This window comes from Bacillus sp. cl96 (assembly GCF_900100505.1).
In the GTDB taxonomy this organism is placed as follows: domain Bacteria; phylum Bacillota; class Bacilli; order Bacillales; family Bacillaceae_G; genus Bacillus_A; species Bacillus_A cereus.
In genome coordinates this window covers 210969-232309 of record NZ_FNDM01000001.1, presented here as the reverse complement: position 1 = coordinate 232309, position 21341 = coordinate 210969, and the positions used below count along the sequence as shown (strand labels likewise).

Below are 21341 nucleotides of genomic sequence, written 5' to 3'. Positions count from 1 at the left end.
ATTGACACACCTCAAATTCTATTTGTTGTACATTATATATGTAAATTGAGTAAGAAAGGGAAATTTCACACTTTCCACACATTTATTTGTTATTTTACAATTATAACGAAATCATCCGAAGATGGAGGGAATCTTTTGAGAAAGTATGTTTTTCTTCTCTGTTTTTTATTTCTACTAGTAGGGTGTCAAGGAAGTTCATATACACCAATTGCTAAAGATAAAAATGTTATTATAACTACGAATATAAAAGAAGGCAGCATTAGTTTTATTGATAAAAAAGATAAAAAGTTAATTACGACATGGGAACTAAATGAGCCAATGGCCGGAATCACACTGCTTCCAAATGGCGATGAAATACTTGTATACGGTAAGCAATTAGAATATATGTATGTATATTCACTAGCGGAAGGAAGGCAAGTGGGAAAATATAAAACTGGAAAGGGCATTGTAAATGTGGTCGTATCAGCCGATAAAAAACAATTATTTGCTGCTGATCAAAATGTTCAAAAGGTAAGGTTCTTTACGATAAATGGGAAAGAGACAGGAAATGTTTCAACAGGAAAAGGGCCTATAACGATGGTAGAGTATCAGAATCGGTTATCTGTACTAAACTTTTATGATACGAAACTAACGACAATTGATACGAAGAAAAAAGAAGTTATTCAATCCTTTATGATTCCGCCAGCATCAACAGGAGCGACGATTAGTCCTGATGGGAAAGAAATATGGATTGGCGGACATGGTGATGGAAATCAAGTAAATGAGAAAGTGTTAGTGTATTCTTTACAGAGTGGAGAAATGGTGCGTTCTTTACACGCTCCATTTATGCCTGTGAATATAACGAAGGATAGTAAGTACGTATATGCACTCAGTCATGGGTCGAATACACTTAGAAAGTTTGATATTAGCACATATAAAGAAATAGCTTCTGTAGAAGTAGGGTCGAATCCATTTGCATTTTTTGAGAGCGGAGCAGAAGGGTATGTAGCCAGTTATGATAGTGATGAAGTGTGCGTTATAGATATGAAGAATTTGAAAATAAAACAAACAATTAAAGTCGGAAAAGGACCGTTTCAACTCATAGAGAGGGAAGGGAAGGACAATGAATAAATATAGAGTGCTAGTTGTAGATGATGAAAGTGATATGAGACAGCTTGTTGGAATGTATTTGGATAACTTTGGATATGAGTGGGGAGAAGCTGAGAATGGAAAAGAGGCTCTTAAAAAACTAGAAACGGATCATTATGATTTCGTTGTATTAGATATAATGATGCCAGAAATGGATGGACTTTCAGTTTGTAAAGAAATTAGAAAAACGTCAGATGTGCCGATTATATTTTTAACGGCAAAAGGTGAAGAGTGGAATAGGGTGAACGGCTTACGTATGGGAGCAGATGACTATATTGTAAAACCGTTTAGTCCTGGTGAATTGGTTGCCCGTATGGAAGCCGTGCTAAGAAGATATACAAAGCAAGAACAGCAAGAAGAGATTCAATTTGGACCAATTCTTATCAATGAAAAAAGTAGACGAATAGAGGCGGGTGGTGAGCCGATTTCTCTTACTGTAAAAGAGTTTGATTTATTATATTTTCTTTGCCAACATACAGGACAAGTATTTAGCCGGGAGCAATTACTTGAAAAGGTATGGGGATATGATTATGCCGGAAGTACAAGAACGGTAGATACGCATGTGAAAACGATGCGCTTGAAGCTTGGAGAAAGTGGAAACTACATTCAAACTGTTTGGGGTGTAGGCTATAAATTTGAGGTGTAACGTATGTTTACGATGGTACAAAAACTTTGGCTTACAGTAGTATGTGCAGTATGTGTAACAGTGTCCTTTCTTTATTTCGTATCTTTATACTCGTATGAAAAATTATACGTTGATAATTTAAAAGCTTCGTTAGTAATGGAAGGAAAAAGTCTTGCTGCTCAATATGATAAGCGTGAAGGAATATCAACTTTTGAAGAGAAAGTAAGATCGTTTGATCAAATATCTAGTTCAGACGTTATTTTCGTGTCTAATCCGCGTGATTTAAGCGCATGTTTGCCTTTTGATGTGCATCATCATTCTCTTATAAGTGAAGGAGATAGGCAAACGCTATTAGACGGGAAAACTGTGACAAAAATAGGATATGAAGAACATTTTGACCGTAATATTATGGGGGTTGTCATCCCTGTATTGGAAAATAAAAAATTAGTCGGAATTGTCTATTCGTATATTCCTTTAAAAAGTATAAAAGATTTAATCTATGATATGGGTCTTATTTTAGCACCGTTAGCAATTGCTATGATTTTAATTACGATATGGGTTGGAAGGAAAATTATAATTGCAATTACGAAGCCACTTTCGCAAATGGAGCGGGTTGCAAATCATTTGGCTACGGGAGATTTTTCGGAGCGGATTACAGTTTCTTCAGAGGATGAAATTGGACGATTAGGAAAAGCATTTAATAAAATGGCAAATTCATTAGAAACAGAAGATGTAAAGCGTAAGGAATTTTTAGCAAATGTTTCGCATGAACTTAGAACACCACTTAGTTATATAAAAGGGTATAGCGAGGCTATTTTAGATGGTGTTGCAAAGGGACCGCAGCAGGAAAAAGTAACGCAGCTAATTCATAAAGAAGCAGGTCGTATGCAGCGTCTCGTTCATGACTTGTTAGACTTAGCACAATTAGAAGGTGAGCACTTTCCGTTAAAGAAGCAACCTATCGTTTTTTCACAGCTGATTGAAGACGTATTAGATACGTATGAGATTAAGTTTATAGAAAAGGAAATTCATATTTCAACCAATTTAAATCCAGAGGTCATTGTCATGATTGATGAGGATCGTATGCAACAAGTGCTTCATAATGTGTTAGATAATGCGATACGGTATACAAATCAAAAAGGAAATATCGTTATAACTTTAGAGCAAATCGATGATTACTGTGAATTAAAAATAAAAGATACAGGAATTGGTATTGATATAGAACATTTGGAGAATCTTGGAGAACGCTTTTACCGAGTTGATAAAGCGAGAAGTCGTCAACACGGTGGAACAGGTTTAGGCCTTGCTATTGTGAAACAAATTGTTCATATACATGGTGGACAGTGGAAAATTGAAAGTGAAAAAGATAAGGGAACAACGGTTATTATTAAACTGAATGTACAGGATGAGGGGAGCATGTTCTAATTTTTAGGACATGTTCTTTTTATTGAAGAAAATATTTATCCCGCTATTCGCCGGGCAGTAAGACACTCACCTCAAAATTCAACGGAAGCAAAGAAGTTAGGTGGAGGCCCTGCTGCCCGTAAAAGCCCGATTGGTGAGAGCTAATAATCAGTGGGCGATGAACAAAACCTCCACTGATTAAAGTTTCACTTTATACGTAAAAATATAAATTAATATGTAATAAATATCGAAAATTTGACTATTTTATGAACAAAACATTTGTACTTCTTATCAATTCGGTCTAAAATAGTTATGATGCAAAGTTCTTATAAATCGTTTCAATTGTTGTTTGGAAGATACTGAGGTGATTTAACTGGAGTACAAATCTATTAAACCGAAAAAAATTTACGAAGAAGTATCTGAAGCTATTTTAACAATGATTAAAAATGGTACGTTAAAACCTGGTGACAAACTACTCCCTGTGCATCAATTAGCTGAGCAGTTTCAAGTTGGCAGATCTGCTGTTCGTGAAGCGCTAAGTGCGCTAAGAGCGATGGGCTTAATTGAGATGAAACAAGGAGAAGGTACATATGTGAAGAACTTCGATTCTTCTTCATTAACGAAATCATTAAACAATAGATTATTAATGAAGAAAGAAGATATTTTGAATTTATTAGAAGTACGAAAGGTGCTTGAAGTGGGGGCAGTTCGAGTAGCGGCGGCAAAACGTACGGAAGATAATTTACAAAATATGAAACATTGGTTAGATGAAATGGCAAAGAGCATTGGAGATGAAAAGGCTGGCGAAAAAGCCGATTTTCAATTTCATATGGGAATTGCAGAGTCTTCGCATAATAACATTTTGCTTGAACTCATGAATCATGTTTCAGAGATGATTGCTGAAACAATTGGTGAATCAAGACGCATTATTTTATATGGTGAACAAACGACATCAGAACGACTTATAGAAGAGCATCAAGTTATATATGATGCGGTGTTAAAACAAGATGTAGAATTAGCGCAGCAAGCAATGCTAGATCATTTAACAAATGTAGAACATATTGTCACAGGTAAAAACGATATAAATTCGTAATTTAATCTTTTAAAAATTTAATTTTCTGATAAAATAGAGAAAGATTAAGTAAGCGTTTTCTTTAGAAGAGGGAGAGGATAGGCCACGGTTGAGCCTATTTCTTCTCTACTAAGTCATCTGATGACCATATGTTTGTTGGTGAAGTTGTAAAAAGGGGGAGTAATAGTTATGAAAGTTACTTTATTTGTTACTTGTTTAGTCGATATGTTTGAAACAAATGTCGGCAAAGCAACAGTTGAAGTGTTGGAGCGTTTAGGTTGTGAAATTGAATTTCCAGAAGCACAAGTTTGTTGTGGGCAGCCTGCTTATAATAGCGGCCATGTAGAAGCAGCAAAAGAAGCGATGAAACATATGATTGAAACTTTCGAAGATGCAGAATATATCGTTACGCCATCTGGTTCTTGTGCGACAATGTTTCATGAGTATCCGCATGTTTTCAAAGATGATCCAAAGTGGGCTAAACGTGCACAAAAAGTTGCTGATAAAACTTATGAATTTACACAGTTTATTGTAGATGTTTTAAAAGTTACAGATGTTGGTGCAAGTTTACCAGGGATAGCTACTATTCATAAATCATGTCATATGACGCGTATGCTTGGAGTAAAAGAAGCACCAGGAATTTTATTATCAAATGTAAAAGGATTAACTGTGAGAGATTTGCCAAACGTGCAAAATTGTTGCGGGTTTGGGGGAACGTTTTCAGTTAAGATGACTCCAATTTCTGAGCAAATGGTAGACGAAAAAGTAGATAGTGTCATGGAAACAGGTGCAGATTATTTAATCGGTGCAGATTGTGGGTGTTTGTTAAACATTGGCGGACGTATTGAGCGTTTAGGAAAAGAAGTAAAAGTAATGCATATTGCTGAGGTACTGAATAGTCGCTCATGAAGGGGGAACATAAGCTATGTCTATGAAAATCAGTGAGAAAAAATTTAATGATCGCGTTGGTGATGGAATTCAAGATTCGTTTATGCGCGGAGCAGTATCTTCTGCACAAACGCGTTTATATACGAATCGCTTAAAAGCTGCAGATGAATTAGGAAACTGGGAAGAGTGGCGTGAACTAGGTGAACAAATTCGTCAACATACGTTAGAAAATCTGGATTATTACTTAATGCAGTTAAGTGAAAATGTATCAAAAAGAGGCGGACACGTGTACTTTGCGAAGACGAAAGAGGAAGCTGCAAAGTATATTCAAGACGTTGCCAAAAAGAAACAAGCGAAAAAAGTAGTAAAATCAAAGTCGATGGTAACAGAAGAAATTAGTATGAACCATGCGCTTGAAGAGATTGGCTGTGAAGTGTTAGAGAGTGACTTAGGAGAGTATATCTTGCAAGTAGATAACGATCCACCTTCACATATTATTGCACCTGCACTTCATAAAAATAGAACGCAAATTCGCGATGTATTTAAAGAAAAGCTAGGCTATGAAAATTCTGATGACCCATATGAAATGACAAAGTTTGTTCGTAAACAACTTCGTGAGAAATTTATGGATGCAGAAATTGGTGTAACTGGTTGTAACTTTGCTGTTGCAAATACTGGATCTCTTTGTTTAGTAACGAATGAAGGTAATGCAGATCTTGTTATGTCAATTCCTAAAACACAAATTGCGGTAATGGGTATGGAACGTATGGTTCCGACAATGGAAGAATTAGATGTTTTAGTTGGTTTACTATGTCGTAGTGCAGTAGGTCAAAAATTAACAAGTTATGTAACAGTAGCAGGACCAATTCAAGAAGAGGAAGTTGATGGACCTGAAGAATTCCATTTAGTGGTTGTTGATAATGGTCGCTCTCCAATTCTTGGATCTGAATTCCGTTCCGTATTACAATGTATTCGTTGCGCTGCTTGTGTTAACGTATGTCCTGTATATCGTCACGTTGGTGGACATTCATATGGATCGATTTACTCAGGACCAATCGGTGCGGTATTAACACCGCTTCTAGGTGGATATGATGATTACAAAGAGCTTCCTTATGCATCTAGTTTATGCGGAGCATGTACAGAAGCTTGTCCAGTAAAAATTCCATTGCATGATTTATTATTAAAACATCGTCAAGTCATCGTTGAGCAAGAAGGTCGTGCACCACTTGCAGAAAAACTAGCGATGAAAATGTTTAGTATGGGTGCTTCTTCAGCTGCTTTATATAAAATGGGTTCAAAAATGGCACCAGCGGCAATGAGTCCATTTACATCTGGTAATCGTGTATCAAAAGGTGTTGGACCACTTAAAAACTGGACGGATATTCGTGAATTCCCAGCTCCAAGTAAAGAACGATTCCGTGATTGGTATAAAGATCATAAGAAAGGCGGGGATAAATAATGACAGGATTAATTCAAAACCGTGATGCTTTTCTAGATAACATTGCAAAAGAACTTGGGCGCGCACGTAAAACAGAAGGTGTAGAGCGTCCAGTATGGAAAAGTAATGTGAATATAGAAACGTTAAAAGATTATTCACAAGAAGAATTACTAGAAGTGTTTAAAAAGCAATGTACAAACATTCATACAACTGTAGTAGAAACGACAAATGACCGTTTAGGTGAAGACCTTCAAAAAGTAATCATGGAAAACGGCGGGGGACCTATTTTATTATCAGCAGATGATCGTTTTGATGCATATGGTTTAACATCTTTATTTAAAGAAGAACTTCCAAAGCGAGACGTTGAAGTAAACGTATGGGATCCAGAGAGAAAAGACGAAAATATGCGTTTAGCTGAAAAAGCGAATATTGGTATTGCATTTAGTGATTATACATTAGCCGAATCTGGTACAATTGTTGTACAAAGTCATAAAGGGCAGGGACGTTCTTTACACTTTTTACCGACTGTATATTTTGCTATTATTCCACGTGAAACACTTGTGCCTCGTATTACACAAGCAGTTCAGGATATGAACTCACGCGTAGAAAATGGGGAGACAGCGGCATCTTGTATTAACTTTATTACAGGGCCAAGTAACTCGGCTGACATTGAGATGAATCTTGTTGTCGGAGTGCATGGACCATTAAAAGCAGTATATTTCATCTTATAAAAGAGGGGAAAGCAGGCCGGAAAATGGCCTGCTTTTTTAGTAGAATAAAGGATAATATGAAGTAGAAGTTCTCTCCTTTTTTTGCTATGTTTTTTTGGAAAGGAGAGGAAGGGATGTTCACTTATTTATATGCACTGTTAGCAGGGATGGTGTTTGGTTCTTTTTTTATGTTAGTTGCGGTGAGGGTTCCATTAGGTGCGTCTATTATTACCCCGCGTTCACATTGTTATTATTGCAAATATGTGCTAAGGCCAAAAGAACTAATCCCCATCATTTCATTTTATATACAAAGAGGCTGTTGTACGAATTGTAAGAGGAAAATTCCAATTATATATGTAGCATTTGAATGTATAACAGGAAGTATATTTCTTCTTACCGTGTATATGATTGGAATAGAACGAGAACTTATTATCATTTTATCCCTTTTTTCGCTACTTCTTATTATTTCAGTTACAGATTACTTATATATGTTAATTCCTGATTGTATTTTAATTTCGTTTGCCGTTTTACTCATTCTCGAAAGTATTTTTGTACAATTAGTTACTTGGACAGATAGTATAGTTGGTAGTGGTGTTATATTCCTTTTGTTATATTGCATGCAAAAGATATATCCAGAAGGGCTTGGCGGAGGAGATATAAAACTACTTTCGTTACTTGGTTTTATAGTAGGAGTGAAGGGAGTTTTTATCGTTTTATTTTTAGCATCTTGTTTTAGTCTTTGTTTTTTCGGGATTGGTATCGTATTAAAACGTATAGAAGTAGGAAAGCCAATTCCATTTGGTCCTTTTATTAGTCTTGGGGCAATGTGTTATGTATTGGCCGCATATTCAAATTAGAGAGGGAGTCAAAAATGAACGTATATATGGATGATCAAAGAAGTTGCCCGTTCGGGTATGTGTCCGCAACTACGGTAGAATGTGCCTTGCAAATGGTTCGGAATTATGATGTGAATATTCTTTCCCTTGATTTTAATATGGGGTGGAGAGCAAAAAATGGACTAGATTTTGTAGAAGCTTTTTGTACAGAGGGATTATATGTGAATGAAATTCACCTTCATACGAATGATGTCATCGGTATGCACAAGATGAAACAGAGAATGGATAAGGGAAAAGAAGAAGGAGAAATTAATCCTCACCTTGTTGTTAAATACGTGGGAAGCTAAAAACTCCAAAGTAAAACTTTGGAGTTTTTAATGTTTCATATGTGCTTGTAAAGGAATAATCTCTTCTTGTTGAGCTGCTGCGATTTCAGTTTCTTCCTGTTGAACTTCAGGTGTTTTCTTTGTTAAGTAGTGGTATACCATACCGACAAATACTGATCCGCCAATAATGTTACCGATTGTAACAGGAATTAAGTTATGAATAGCACCTGAAAAAGAAATTGTCTCAGGATGCGGTGAAACTAAAGATAAAGCAAAGAGTGATAAGTTTGCAATACTATGTTCGTAACCAGATAAGAAGAATGTGAAAACAAGTAGCATCATGACTATTATTTTTGCTGTGTCACCTTTAACCTGAGAAGGTAAGAAACAAGCAAGACATACGAGCCAGTTACATAAAATGGCTTTAAAGAATAACTGCATTGTAGGTGTGTTCATCTTTCCTTCAACGACTTTATTCATTAAGTGACCGTGATCAATTGCTTCAAAAATTCCAGTTGCGTAAAATAGTAAGGCAAAGAATAATGCGCCGGCTAAGTTACCTGCATAACAAGCAACCCAGTTACGTAGTGTATCAGAAATCGTTGTTTCTTTTCTTAAAGTTGCTACAGTAAAGTACATTGTGTTCCCAGTAAACAATTCAGCACCGCCATATATAATAAGTACGAGAGCAATCCCGAAAAACATAGAAGCAGCTAAATAAGTTGCTGGTGAATCTGCAATGTGAAAAAAGTTACCTAATTTAAAACATAGTACAATAATAAAACCGATATAAATACCCGCAAGTGCAGCACGAATGAAATATTGCATTGGGTTTGTATCTAGTATTTTCTTTTTGCTTTTAGCCAGTTTGACAACATAATCTAGTCCTTGTTCTAGCATGAGTAATACGCTCCTTTAGTAAATCTTCTATAAATACTCCTTATATGAATAAAGTACATGGAATTGTTCTCACTTTCAACAAATTTGTGCAATGTTTCACAAAAAGGACATACATACATCAAGAAAACGTTTACAAAAGGTAGTATAATGGAATTTTTTCTGGACATTGAGAGGAAGAAAGAAAAAAGAAAAAGCGCTGTAATTACAGCGCTTTTTCGTCTAAATTCTTTTCTACTTTTACTTCTACTTCTTTTGAGAAGAACCAACCACCAACTGCGATTCCGACTAATACAATCCAGAATGTAAGCTTCCACGGAGTGGATTCTGGGAATGAATGTGGAATTACATTTAATGCAGGGTGTGCTAATGTATAAACTGCTAGCTTCACACCAACCCAACCTACAATTAAGAATGCTGCGGTTTCAAGTCCTGGTTTACGTTTTAAGATTTGTACGAAAGCAGTTGCTGCAAATCGCATAATGATTAATCCGATAAGTCCACCTACAAAGATAACAACGAATTGCCCAGTATCAAGACTACCAATTGTACCTAATCCTGTTTTTGGTAAAGTCATTGCTAGTGCAACAGCAGCTAAAATTGAATCAACTGCGAAGGCGATATCAGCAACCTCAACTTTAAATACAGTCCACCAAAAGTTCTCTTGTTTTTTCTTTGCTTCTTTTTCTTCTGTTTCTTCATCTGTGTTCTTTTTAACATATGTTTTAAATAAGTGATTACCAGCGATAAACATAAGGTAGATGGCACCGATTGCTTGCACTTGCCATACATCGACTAAGAACGAAATCATAAATAACGATCCAAATCGGAAAACAAATGCCCCCGCTAATCCATAAAATAGTGCTTTCTTTCTTTTTTCTTCTGGTAAATGTTTTACCATAATTGCAAGAACAAGAGCGTTATCAGCCGCTAAAATCCCTTCAAGTGCAATTAGGATGAGTAATACCCAACCATACTCCAATAATAATGATACATCCATGTACATTCTCCTCTCATTTCTATAAGTTCTAAATAAGTGAAGAATTTCCCCACTATTTAGTTTCCCCATACTCCTGCCTATTAACTTTGGAAGAATCTGGAAGTGAATGCAAAAAAGACCTCTGCCGTTAATAGGCAAAGGTCTTGCTAGACATATGTAATAAAAAATGCCAACAAAGCCGGAAGAACTAAGTTCTACGTAATGACGACTTTGTTTCCAAGAAATATTCTTGGACGCTACTCCCCTTTGGAGATATGCTATTGTATTCTCATTATATGGATAATTTATACGGTTGTCAACCTGTTAAAATATCTTCATTCGGATATTTTATTTTCAGGTTCTTTTTACGAGCAAATGAAAAAGCCAATGTTAAAGGACCCATTTTCCCGAAAAACATCATAAAGATAATAATAGCTTTTCCGATTATAGTTAAGTGGGGTGTTAAATTCATACTGAGGCCAACAGTCCCAAATGCTGAAAATACTTCGAAAGCACTCATCAATAGAGGAACTCGCTCAGTAATACTCAAAATTAAAATAGCAAAAAAGATAAATGAAATTGAAATAATAGTAATGGTTAATGATTTGACAATGAGAGTATCTTTAATGGATTTTTTAAATACGACAATATCCTCTTGTTGTTGTAAAAATTTAAATACGCCAAAAAATATGATTAAAAATGTTGTTAACTTAATCCCACCACCAGTTGAAGCGCTACCAGCACCAATAAACATAAGGAGCATCATTAATAGGAGAGAAGGTTTTGACAATGTAGAAATATCAACTGTATTAAACCCGGCAGTTCGCGTTGAAATTGCTTGAAAATAAGATGCCAATCCTTCTTCAAATGGGGTAAAACCTCTCATAGAAAGGGAGTTATGGAACTCGAATATAAAAATAAAAAGGGTAGCAATAATGTTGACGATTAGAGTAGAAGAGAGCATAAGTTTTGAATGTAGTGTAAGGTTTTTAAAGTTTTTCTTTCTTTTTACGTCTACGATTACTGTAAAACCAATTCCACCTAAAATGATGAGAGAGGAAATGACGAGATTGACAAGAATGCTATGAGAATGGGACATTAAATTATCGCTCCACACAGAAAAGCCAGCATTGTTAAACGCTGAGATTGAATGGAAAAAACTATAATAGATCCCTTTCATAACCCCATATTTTGGTACCCATTCAAAAGAAAGAATTATAGTAGCGATACATTCGACTGTAAAAGAGAATAAAAATAATGCTTTGGCAAGACGGATGATGCCGCCGATATTCGTTTGATTTAATGCTTGTTGCAGTAAAATCCGATTTTGAAGACCGATTTTTCTTCCGAGCATAATCGCAATTAAGACAGCAAAGCTCATAATGCCAAGCCCGCCAACTTGTATAAGCGTTAAAATGACACATTGTCCAAACAAAGTAAATACTTTTCCAGTATCTACAACACCAAGCCCAGTAACAGTACAAGCGGAAACGGTTGTAAATAAGGCATCGAGCCATGAAATGGACGTTGTCGTAGCAATGGGTAGTTTTAATAAACATGTGCCGACAACTGATAATACAAGAAAAGACAAAGTAAGAACGCGGGGAGGGCTCATGCTAATATTAATCCGTTTCATTTTACAGATCGCTCCTTTCGTTTTGATTAGTATGTGAAAAAGCACCATTATGTATGTTGAAAATAGAAAGAGGCAGAGAATATCTGCCTCTAAGCCATATGTTATATTATTATCCACGTAATTGTTGTTGAGCTAAAGCAACAAGACGTTTTGTTACTTCACCGCCAACTGAACCGTTAGAACGAGATGCTGTATTAGATCCTAAGCTTACACCAAATTCTTGTGCAATTTCATATTTAAATTGTTCAAGTGCTTGTTCTGCACCTGGAACTAATAATTTGTTTGTTTTTACCATGTTGATACACATCCTTATGAGTAGTCCAGTTCAGCTAAGTTCTTATCTAAACTGGTAACGTTATTTTATGTGGAAACGACGTACTCATACGCGGAAGTAATCGGTGCGATTAGAAGTTCTTGGATAGAAAAAAGAGTAGCAAATTTGCTACTCTTTTTTTAGTATTGTCGCTGTTCCTTCCACGACAATATCATCTGATTGATTATATATGTTTGTTTGCAGCGTAATGATTTTTTTATCATCACGCTTCTTAATAACCTCTGCCACAACGCGAAGTGTATCACCGATTTTGACAGGGGCACGGAATGAAACATTTTGGGATAAATAAATCGTATTTTTGCCTGGGAGTTTCGTTCCAAGGATGGTAGAAATAAAACTCGAAACGAGCATACCGTGAGCAATACGTTCTTTAAACATTGTCGTTTTTGCAAAAGAATCTAAAATGTGAATAGGATTCACATCCCCAGTCAATTTTGCAAAATTGATAACATCTTCATCTGTAATTGTTTTTGTAAGGGATGCTTGATCACCGACTTGAATCTCATCATAGCGAAGCTCCGGAACAGTTTGTGCTTCTTGAAATGGATTCATTTTGTCCTCCTTCTTTTCCATATCGAAAAATGTTAGCCATCTTGATGTAGTAGGAGGAAGAAAGAGTTTTGTTTGTGCTGCGGTTAGCTCCCACATTTTTCTTACTTGATGGAAGTAAATAGATTTTTTGAGTTTTCCTCGAACTTTTTTGCGAGTTCCAACTGTTTTGACTTGAACTCTTCCAAAAAACCCTCTAACTGTTTTTGAGCCTCTTCACGTTGTAATTGTTGTTGCTCAATAAATTGTTTTGTTGTTTCTTCAAATTGGCCGCTTGTTTGGGTAAGAATTGACAATGATGTTTTTGTAGGAGAAACAGTAAGCTGATGCATATGAGCAGAAAGTTCCTTCCATTTGTCCTGCCACTCGTTAATTTGATCATTTAAGGAGTTTCCAGTTAATTGTTTCACGTAATCTGTATATTGGTTATTGAACTGAGCAGTGAGTTGTTGTAGTTCTTTTTCTAGTTCATCTACTCCTGATGTTAATTTATGCAAAGCGTCTTGTTGTTGTTTTAATGTTTCTAAAGTAAGTTGCTCTAATTGCTTCCCAGCTGAAGAGAAAAGGGAAAGTGATTGAGACCAGTTTTTCCAAAATGCATCGACTAATTCGTATGGTTTAGTTTCCATTGTTTGACCCCCAAATGTTTTTTTGCATATTGTGAACGCAGATTACTCTGCTGTACCACCAGGTGAAGATGAAGAATCCTTTTCATCCTTTTCTGGAGAAGTAGAAAATGGAAAGAATGCATTGGTGTATAACGTGAAAAACGTTCGCAACATATTTTGATAATGTTCAAAAGAAGTCGCACATGTTGTTAAATATTGCTCTCCATATTCAGTTAAAGAATAAATTCTTTTTGCCGGCCCTCCATCGCTTGTATCCCAAGTAGAAGAAATAAGGTTTTCTTTTTCTAATTTGCGTAGTGTTCTATAAACATTACCTTGGTCAACAGAAGAAAAGCCGATATCCATTAGCATTTGAATAAGTTTGTAACCATGAAGACTCCAGTCTTTTAGACAGAGAAGTAAGAAGGGAACTAAGAAGTTTTTTGGCATGGAGTTTGGTTGTTTCGCTTGGTTGCTCTCCAAACTTTCGCGTTGTTCTGGTTCATTTTGTAGCATGATTGTGCATCACCTCATGAATCAGTTAGATGGAATTTTTTGCTTATAAGTGCAATTTACACCTATCTGTTTTTAAAGTCAACACATTTGTTAGAAAATAGAAAAAAATAAAATATAGACTTGAAGTTTTATTCAGAATATTAGAAAATAGTGAATAGGTTGAATTGTTTCAAAAACGAAAAAGGGAGTGTAGGTAAAGTGATTGATCAAAAATTCGATCCACTACAAGCATGGAAAAATGCTTATGAACAAACCGAAACATTTTGGGGAAAAGCGCTCAATGAAACAATTAAAACAGAAGAATATTCTGCTTGGATGGGCAGCGTTCTAGATTTGAATTTGTTTTATCAAAAAGCATTAAATGATACGACAAAAAACTATTTAGAACAAGTAAATGTGCCGACGAAAGAGGATATCGCAAGAGTGGCTACGCTTGTTATTAACTTAGAAAATAAAGTAGATAACATTGAGGAGTTTCTAGAGGAGAAAGTAGATTCTTTAGGGCAAGCTCCTACATTAAAGCGTGATGTAACGAAAGTAAAACAAGATATTCGTACGCTTGAAACAAAAGTAGATCAAATTTTAGAATTGCTAGAAAAGCAAAATGCAGTACTAGCTAAACTACAAGTACCTGTAAAAGAAGAGGTAAAGCCTGCGAATAAACCAGAAAATAAAAAATGATAAAAGCGCTTGTTTATAACAGATAAAAGAGAGAGGGAGAATCTCTTTTCACGTATAAACAGCGAAACATAATTATATATGGACTCTATAGTATGAGTACCAAAATGATTCATAACAATCGTTCACAAATTCATTTAAGGGGGAAAAGAAATGGTTCAATTAAATGGAAAAGTAGCAATCGTAACAGGTGGAGCAAAAGGAATTGGAAAAGCAATTACAGTAGCATTAGCACAAGAGGGAGCGAAAGTAGTTATTAACTATAATAGCAGTAAAGAAGCAGCTGAAAATTTAGTAAATGAATTAGGAAAAGACGGACATGACGTTTATGCAGTGCAAGCGGATGTTTCTAAAGTAGAAGATGCAAACCGACTTGTAGAAGAAACTGTGAATCATTTTGGTAAAGTTGATATTCTTGTTAATAATGCTGGTATTACAAGAGACCGTACATTCAAAAAGTTAAATCGTGAAGATTGGGAGCGCGTAATTGACGTGAATTTAAGCAGCGTATTTAATACGACAAGTGCGGTTCTTCCATACATAACGGAAGCAGAAGAAGGAAGAATTATTAGCATTTCTTCTATTATTGGTCAAGCAGGTGGATTTGGCCAAACAAACTACTCAGCAGCAAAAGCGGGTATGTTAGGATTTACAAAATCATTAGCGTTAGAACTTGCAAAAACAAATGTCACTGTAAATGCTATTTGCCCAGGATTTATTGATACTGAAATGGTAGCAGAAGTACCAGAAGAAGTACGTCAAAAAATCGTTGCAAAAATCCCGAAAAAACGTTTTGGTCAAGCTGATGAAATTGCAAAAGGTGTAGTATACCTATGCCGTGACGGTGCGTATATCACAGGTCAACAATTAAACATTAACGGCGGATTATATATGTAATGAAGTAAGAAAAAAGTGCATATCCATAGCAGGAATGCACTTCTTTTTTTTAAGAAGGAAATCGACCAAAAAGGAGATAGAAAAATGACTACATTCGCAACAGAATGGGAAAAGCAATTAGAGCTATACCCAGAAGAGTACCGAAAAGCATACCGCCGAGTGAAAAGGGCGAGTGAAATTTTATTACGTGAACCAGAGCCGCAAGTCGGATTAACGCCGAAAGAGGTTATTTGGACGAAGAATAAGACGAAGCTTTATCGCTACATTCCAAAACAAGAAAAAACACAAAGAGTTCCAATTCTGTTAATATATGCTCTTATTAATAAACCATATATTATGGATTTAACTCCTGGAAATAGTTTAGTGGAATATCTAGTGGATCGTGGTTTTGATGTATATATGCTTGATTGGGGCACATTTGGTTTAGAAGATAGTCATTTGAAATTTGATGATTTCGTGTTTGATTATATTGCAAAAGCAGTAAAAAAAGTAATGCGAACTGCAAAATCGGACGAGATTTCTTTACTTGGTTATTGCATGGGTGGAACGCTAACTTCTATTTATGCAGCGCTTCATCCGCACATGCCAATTCGTAATTTAATTTTCATGACAAGTCCTTTTGATTTCTCTGAAACAGGATTGTATGGTCCTTTATTAGATGAGAAATACTTCAATTTAGATAAAGCGGTTGATACATTTGGAAATATTCCGCCAGAAATGATTGATTTCGGAAACAAAATGTTAAAGCCAATTACGAACTTTGTTGGTCCATATGTTGCTCTAGTAGATCGTTCAGAGAATGAACGCTTCGTCGAAAGCTGGAGATTGGTTCAAAAGTGGGTTGGTGATGGTATTCCGTTCCCAGGTGAATCATACAGACAGTGGATTCGTGATTTTTATCAAAATAATAAATTGGTTAAGGGTGAACTCGTTATTCGCGGACAAAAGGTAGATCTTGCAAATATTAAGGCGAATGTCTTAAATATTTCCGGGAAACGTGATCATATCGCTTTGCCATGTCAAGTAGAAGCATTACTAGACCATATTTCTAGCACAGATAAACAATATGTATGTTTACCAACAGGGCATATGTCTATCGTTTACGGTGGAACAGCTGTAAAACAAACATATCCGACGATTGGAAATTGGCTTGAAGAGCGTTCTAATTAAAAATAAAAAATCCAACTAGCCTATGTTAGTTGGATTTTTTTATGAAAAATAACAAAACATAGAAAGGAGAAATTTATATTTTAGGAGTATAATTATGAAACTTATGACAGGTAAGTTGTTTTGGAATACAGGAGTTTCAGTACCTTGTTATCCACCGTTAGGAAATGATATGATATGTGATGTGCTTGTAGTCGGAAGTGGCGAAGCAGGTGCCCATATAGCGTATTCTTTAGCGAAAATAGGTATGAGTGTAATGCTTATTGAAAAAAGAGAAATTGCATGTGGTAGTACATTTGCAAATGTAGGTGTATTACAGTTTCTTCATGATAAATCGTTAACCTCACTTATCCATACATTTGGTGAAGAAACAGGGGTACGAGCATATAAACTGTGTTACGAAGCGTTACGGACAATGGAGAAAGTGGTACCTACTCTCGATATTGATCCCTATTTTATTCCGAGAAGTAGTTTATATTATGCAAGTAAAAGTGAGGATGTCTCATTTTTACAAGAGGAGTACAATACGTTACAGAATTATGGATTTCCTGTTGAGTATTTTACAGAATCTGATATTAAGAAACGTTATCCTTTCATAAAACAAGCGGCATTATATACACACGGTGATGCCGAGGTGAATCCGTATTTATTAGCGCACAGTCTTTTGCATAAAGCAAATCAAATGGGAGCTAATATATATGAACATACAGAGGCAATACATATAAAAAAACGTAAAAATGATTTAATTTGTTACACGAAAACAGGAAATCAAATTGTAGCAAAGAATATTATTATGGCGACAGGTTATGAAGCGCTTTTTGGAAAGAAAGAAAGAAAAAATACAACAGTAGACACCTCTTATGCAATTGTAACAAATGAAATAGATCAGTTTGAAGGCTGGCATGAGCGATCGTTAATTTGGGAAACGGCACGGCCCTACTTATATTTTCGAACGTATCGAAACCGCATTATTGTAGGCGGATTAGATGAAGCGCTGCAAATTCAAACAATTGGTGATACGAAATTATTGCATAAGCGTGATATCCTTATTAATATTGTAAAAGAGATGTTCCCGCAGTATAAAAATATACAGGCAGACTACTATTGGGCAGCCGCGTTTGGTGGTACTCATGATGGTCTCCCCATTTTAAAAGAAGACGAAAAGATACATAATTTGTTTTACGCATTGCCGTATGGAGGTAATGGAACTGTATATGGAATGGTCTTTGCCAAATTATTTGAGCAGTTATTTACAAATAAAGAAAGTAAAGATTTTTCTTTATTTAATCGATAGAAAAAAGGTAGCGAAGTGATGGAATGAGAGATATAAAAAAGTTTTTACAAAAATTACGTCCTGTACAACTCATCGTTTTGTTTTATTTGTTAGCAGTAGTTGTATCGGTGATATTGCTTAGTTTACCGTTTGTTACGAAGCCTGGTGTGAAATGGACATTTATAGATGCGCTTTTTACATCGGTTAGTGCGGTAAGCGTTACGGGACTGTCTGTTATTACGATTTCAGATACGTTTACTACAGCAGGAATTATTGTTTTAGCCCTTATTCTACAATTAGGCGGCTTAGGAATTATGGCGCTTGGTACATTTGTTTGGATCATTACGGGGAAAAAGATTGGTTTGCAAAGAAGAAGATTAATTATGGCAGACCATAATCAAGGGAATTTATCGGGTCTTGTAGAATTGATGCGTTCTATTTTGATTGTAATTATTTCAATAGAACTTATTGGAGCAATCCTATTAGGTACAAGATTTTTACTTTACTTTCCGACTTGGAAAGAAGCTTATTTTCACGGTTTCTTTGCAGCTGTTAGTGCGACTACGAACGGCGGATTTGATTTAACAGGACAATCATTAATTCCTTATAAAAAAGATTATATTGTTCAAATGATTCATATGTTACTAATTATTTTAGGAGCGATTGGTTTCCCTGTGCTAATGGAAGTGAAACAATTCCTTAGTAAAAGGAGACAACAATTATTCCGTTTTTCATTATTTACAAAATTGACGACAACAACATTTTTTGCACTCGTTGTTGTTGGTACAATTATGATTTTTTTACTGGAGAGAAATCATTTTTTAGTAGGAAAGTCATGGCATGAAACTGTATTTTATACATTATTCCAATCTGTGACGACGCGAAGTGGTGGACTTGCTACGATGGATATACGTGAATTGTCACAACCGACGCTTTTATTTATGAGTATATTAATGTTTATAGGGGCATCTCCAAGTTCGGTTGGGGGCGGAATACGTACAACAACATTTGCTGTTAGTATATTGTCACTATATACCTTTGCAAGGGGTGGTAGAACAGTTAGAGTCTTCAAACGTCAGCTACATGAAGAGGATGTACTGAAAGCATCTGTCGTTATGACGATGGGGATTTTGTTATGTGCTACTGCGCTATTCATTTTATCTATTACGGAAAATGTACCGCTTATGAGCTTAATTGTTGAAGTTTGTTCTGCTTTCGGAACGACGGGACTATCAACAGGTGTTACGCCTGATTTAACAACTGTTGGGAAACTTGTACTTATTGTGCTTATGTTTATCGGACGCGTTGGTATTTTAACATTTATTTTAGCTAGTGGTGGAAGGGAACAACCACCTCGCTATAAATACCCGAAAGAGCGGATTATTATTGGATAGTATGAAACCATTCTACCTACGTTAGGTAGAATGGTTTTTTAGTCGTTAATTCCAAATTGTGGATGCATAAAAGCTTCATTTTTATTATCCGCTTCGTTTTTTAGCAACTCTTGATTTTCTTCTGAAATCCACCCAATATCATTTGTAGGATGGATCCACTCATCGCCAGCCATAATGGCAGGATCTATTTTATCACTCCAATTGTTAAGTGGACTGTTCTCGGAATTATATTTACTGTCTCCAATTACAACATCATATTGATTCACAAAAGGTTGTTGCATCGTTTTTCCTGTTCCTTTAAAAGATGGAAAATTCATTTGATGCGGGAGCGTTTCGTCTAAAATTGGTGATTGAATCTTTTCTTTTTTCTTCAAAATTATCGCTCCTTTTTATAATGATTTCTTCATACGTAGTATTTCCATCTAACGCCTCTTATGTACTTGTTAACACTTGCCAGTAATAATTATTTTAAGTTGTTTCAAACTAGAGTAGAAAGTGATTTCTTGAGAGCAGGTGAATGTATTGGTAAAAAGAAAAGTGAAACAAAATGCGGCAATCAATAATAATAAAACTCCGAAAGAAAGCTTACCAGATGCAGAATTTGCATTAGAGTATGAAGGAGAAAATAGCGCAAAGTATGCTAATCGTAATTCAAAAAAAGGGAAACAAAAATGAGGCGTTTTTTACAAACGCCTCATTTTTTTGTGGGATTATAAAGGTTTTTTTAATTATTTGTAAATTTAGTGTTTTCTATTAGCAGAAAAATGCGAAAAAACATAGAAGTAGCAACGTATTACACAAAAACAAACAACAAACAAAAGATTAATGTTGGTTTAATACTGCTTTTACACTAGTTGTTTATATTTGAGTTGTACATAAGATTTGTAAAAGGAGAGAGAAACAGTGAAAAAAACAATCTTTAAAGCTGTAGCGACTGGAATGGTATTTTCGTTATTAATGGGGTGTGGTGCAAAGAAGGAAGAAAGTGCTGGAGCGAAAGTGAAAGATGACAAATTATCTGGATCATTAACTGTTTACACAGCAATTGAAGAAGAGCTTGTACCAATTTATCTTGATTCCTTTAAAAAGAAATATCCTGATGTGAAATTGAACATTGTACGTGATTCAACAGGAGTTATTACTGCGAAATTGCTAGCTGAAGGGAAAAATACACAAGCAGATGTTGTATGGGGAACTGCGGCATCAAGTCTATTAGCTTTAGATAAAAAAGATATGTTAAAAGGATACTCTCCAAAAGGAGCAGATCGTGTTCTTCCGCAATTTAAAGATGATAAGCAACCTGAAAAATGGGTAGGAAATACTGCATTTATGACGGGGATTGCTGTAAATAAAGAAGAGTTAAAGAAGAAAAATTTACCGATGCCAGAATCATATGAAGATTTAACGAAACCAGAGTATAAAGGAACACTTGTTATGCCACATCCAGCATCATCTGGAACAGGATTTTTAACAGTTTCTGCATGGCTACAAATCATGGGTGAAGATAAAGGCTGGGATTACATGAAGAAACTTCATGATAATATGGCAAGTTATACGCATTCAGGATCAAAACCAGCGAAATTAGCAGGAGCAGGTGAATATCCAGTCGGTGTATCAATGGTTTATAGTGCTTTAAAAGAGAAACAAAAAGGTGCACCAGTTGAAGTTGTACTGCCGAAAGAAGGATTAGGGTGGGAAGTAGAAGCGAACGCACTTATTAAGAAAGATAATGCGAAAAATGATAAATTAGCACAAGCATTTTTAGATTGGGCAATTACTGATGATGTAATGAAGTTATACTTTGAGAAAAATGGATTTGCGACAATTAAAAATGATTATAAACTTCCAGAGGGATTCCCGAAAGATGTTACTGAAAAATTATATAAAAAGAATGACTTTAAATGGGCAGCAGAAAATCGTGACAAAATTTTAGAAAAATGGGAAAAAGAGTTTGGCCAAAAAGCAGAACCGAAAAAGTAAGTGAGT

The 21341-nt window shown here is 35.5% G+C and carries 24 protein-coding genes and 1 riboswitch; of the genes, 16 read left to right on the top strand and 8 right to left on the bottom strand.

The annotated features are described in order from the left end of the window. Positions 1-135: 135 nt before the first annotated feature. The 9 genes from BLT20_RS01360 to BLT20_RS01320 all read left to right on the top strand — a co-directional run bounded on the left by BLT20_RS01360 (position 136) and on the right by BLT20_RS01320 (position 8448). A complete protein-coding gene (locus BLT20_RS01360; RefSeq protein WP_001234151.1) occupies positions 136-1110 on the top strand; it encodes a YncE family protein in 975 nt (324 codons plus the stop codon). Further along, complete coding sequence (locus BLT20_RS01355) at positions 1103-1774, top strand: response regulator transcription factor (RefSeq protein WP_001046398.1); 672 nt, start codon at positions 1103-1105, stop codon at positions 1772-1774. The genes BLT20_RS01360 and BLT20_RS01355 overlap by 8 nt, the downstream gene beginning before the upstream one ends. A gap of 3 nt (positions 1775-1777) precedes the next feature. Continuing rightward, positions 1778-3178, top strand: coding sequence for a sensor histidine kinase (locus BLT20_RS01350; RefSeq protein ID WP_000494796.1), 1401 nt, complete (start codon positions 1778-1780; stop codon positions 3176-3178). 382 nt (positions 3179-3560) lie between these two features. After that, complete coding sequence (locus BLT20_RS01345) at positions 3561-4250, top strand: FadR/GntR family transcriptional regulator (protein WP_254904515.1); 690 nt, start codon at positions 3561-3563, stop codon at positions 4248-4250. Between the two features lie 168 nt (positions 4251-4418). Then, a complete protein-coding gene (locus BLT20_RS01340; protein WP_000869148.1) occupies positions 4419-5138 on the top strand; it encodes a (Fe-S)-binding protein in 720 nt (239 codons plus the stop codon). A gap of 16 nt (positions 5139-5154) precedes the next feature. Then, complete coding sequence (locus BLT20_RS01335; protein ID WP_000061926.1) at positions 5155-6576, top strand: LutB/LldF family L-lactate oxidation iron-sulfur protein; 1422 nt, start codon at positions 5155-5157, stop codon at positions 6574-6576. Continuing rightward, entirely contained in the window at positions 6576-7286 is a 711-nt protein-coding gene (locus BLT20_RS01330) for a LutC/YkgG family protein (RefSeq protein ID WP_000147186.1), read from the top strand. Before BLT20_RS01335 ends, BLT20_RS01330 begins: the two co-directional genes overlap by 1 nt. A gap of 113 nt (positions 7287-7399) precedes the next feature. After that, positions 7400-8122: a prepilin peptidase gene (locus tag BLT20_RS01325; RefSeq protein WP_000495725.1), complete on the top strand. Its 723-nt coding sequence runs from the start codon at positions 7400-7402 to the stop codon at positions 8120-8122. Positions 8123-8136: 14 nt separating this feature from the next. After that, positions 8137-8448, top strand: a complete 312-nt coding sequence (locus BLT20_RS01320; RefSeq protein WP_001103771.1) for a cyclic-phosphate processing receiver domain-containing protein — start codon at positions 8137-8139, stop codon at positions 8446-8448. A 27-nt stretch (positions 8449-8475) separates the two neighbouring features. On the opposite strand, the gene BLT20_RS01315 is transcribed toward BLT20_RS01320, so the two are convergent. The 7 genes from BLT20_RS01315 to phaQ form a co-directional block, all read right to left on the bottom strand. Next, a complete protein-coding gene (locus BLT20_RS01315) occupies positions 8476-9327 on the bottom strand; it encodes a formate/nitrite transporter family protein (RefSeq protein WP_000893024.1) in 852 nt (283 codons plus the stop codon). Between the two features lie 202 nt (positions 9328-9529). Then, a complete protein-coding gene (locus BLT20_RS01310; protein ID WP_000383326.1) occupies positions 9530-10324 on the bottom strand; it encodes a TerC family protein in 795 nt (264 codons plus the stop codon). An 82-nt stretch (positions 10325-10406) separates the two neighbouring features. Further along, positions 10407-10581, bottom strand: a riboswitch (yybP-ykoY riboswitch). Between the two features lie 38 nt (positions 10582-10619). Then, positions 10620-11939: a TrkH family potassium uptake protein gene (locus BLT20_RS01305; protein ID WP_000822363.1), complete on the bottom strand. Its 1320-nt coding sequence runs from the start codon at positions 11937-11939 to the stop codon at positions 10620-10622. 109 nt (positions 11940-12048) lie between these two features. Continuing rightward, positions 12049-12234, bottom strand: a complete 186-nt coding sequence (locus BLT20_RS01300) for an alpha/beta-type small acid-soluble spore protein (RefSeq protein ID WP_000241212.1) — start codon at positions 12232-12234, stop codon at positions 12049-12051. Between the two features lie 147 nt (positions 12235-12381). Then, positions 12382-12825, bottom strand: a complete 444-nt coding sequence (locus BLT20_RS01295; RefSeq protein WP_001067916.1) for a MaoC family dehydratase — start codon at positions 12823-12825, stop codon at positions 12382-12384. A 101-nt stretch (positions 12826-12926) separates the two neighbouring features. Next, on the bottom strand, positions 12927-13451 hold the full coding sequence (phaP, locus tag BLT20_RS01290; RefSeq protein WP_000448594.1) for a polyhydroxyalkanoic acid inclusion protein PhaP: 525 nt from the start codon (positions 13449-13451) through the stop codon (positions 12927-12929). Between the two features lie 42 nt (positions 13452-13493). Continuing rightward, on the bottom strand, positions 13494-13946 hold the full coding sequence (phaQ, locus tag BLT20_RS01285) for a poly-beta-hydroxybutyrate-responsive repressor (protein WP_000939955.1): 453 nt from the start codon (positions 13944-13946) through the stop codon (positions 13494-13496). A gap of 198 nt (positions 13947-14144) precedes the next feature. Between phaQ and phaR the strand changes: the two genes are divergently transcribed. From phaR to BLT20_RS01260, 5 genes are all read left to right on the top strand, one after another. Beyond that, positions 14145-14627, top strand: a complete 483-nt coding sequence (gene phaR / locus BLT20_RS01280; RefSeq protein WP_000566942.1) for a polyhydroxyalkanoic acid synthase subunit PhaR — start codon at positions 14145-14147, stop codon at positions 14625-14627. A gap of 150 nt (positions 14628-14777) precedes the next feature. Continuing rightward, complete coding sequence (locus BLT20_RS01275) at positions 14778-15521, top strand: acetoacetyl-CoA reductase (protein ID WP_000250409.1); 744 nt, start codon at positions 14778-14780, stop codon at positions 15519-15521. Between the two features lie 84 nt (positions 15522-15605). Continuing rightward, on the top strand, positions 15606-16691 hold the full coding sequence (gene phaC / locus BLT20_RS01270) for a class III poly(R)-hydroxyalkanoic acid synthase subunit PhaC (protein ID WP_000206336.1): 1086 nt from the start codon (positions 15606-15608) through the stop codon (positions 16689-16691). 94 nt (positions 16692-16785) lie between these two features. Continuing rightward, the gene (locus BLT20_RS01265) at positions 16786-17982 is read left to right on the top strand and encodes an NAD(P)/FAD-dependent oxidoreductase (protein WP_000772576.1); all 1197 of its coding nucleotides are present in this window, start codon (positions 16786-16788) and stop codon (positions 17980-17982) included. 23 nt (positions 17983-18005) lie between these two features. After that, on the top strand, positions 18006-19355 hold the full coding sequence (locus BLT20_RS01260) for a TrkH family potassium uptake protein (protein ID WP_001204705.1): 1350 nt from the start codon (positions 18006-18008) through the stop codon (positions 19353-19355). Positions 19356-19393: 38 nt separating this feature from the next. On the opposite strand, the gene BLT20_RS01255 is transcribed toward BLT20_RS01260, so the two are convergent. Continuing rightward, positions 19394-19729 carry a DUF3905 domain-containing protein gene (locus BLT20_RS01255; protein WP_000726025.1) on the bottom strand — a complete coding sequence of 112 codons (336 nt, stop codon included), beginning with the start codon at positions 19727-19729 and terminating at the stop codon, positions 19394-19396. 163 nt (positions 19730-19892) lie between these two features. On the opposite strand from BLT20_RS01255, the gene BLT20_RS30405 reads away from it, so the two are divergent. Together BLT20_RS30405 and BLT20_RS01240 are read left to right on the top strand one after the other, a co-directional pair. Further along, positions 19893-20030 carry a hypothetical protein gene (locus tag BLT20_RS30405; protein WP_162200384.1) on the top strand — a complete coding sequence of 46 codons (138 nt, stop codon included), beginning with the start codon at positions 19893-19895 and terminating at the stop codon, positions 20028-20030. Between the two features lie 228 nt (positions 20031-20258). Then, positions 20259-21335, top strand: coding sequence for a putative 2-aminoethylphosphonate ABC transporter substrate-binding protein (locus BLT20_RS01240; protein ID WP_000750893.1), 1077 nt, complete (start codon positions 20259-20261; stop codon positions 21333-21335). The last annotated feature ends 6 nt before the right edge of the window (positions 21336-21341 follow it).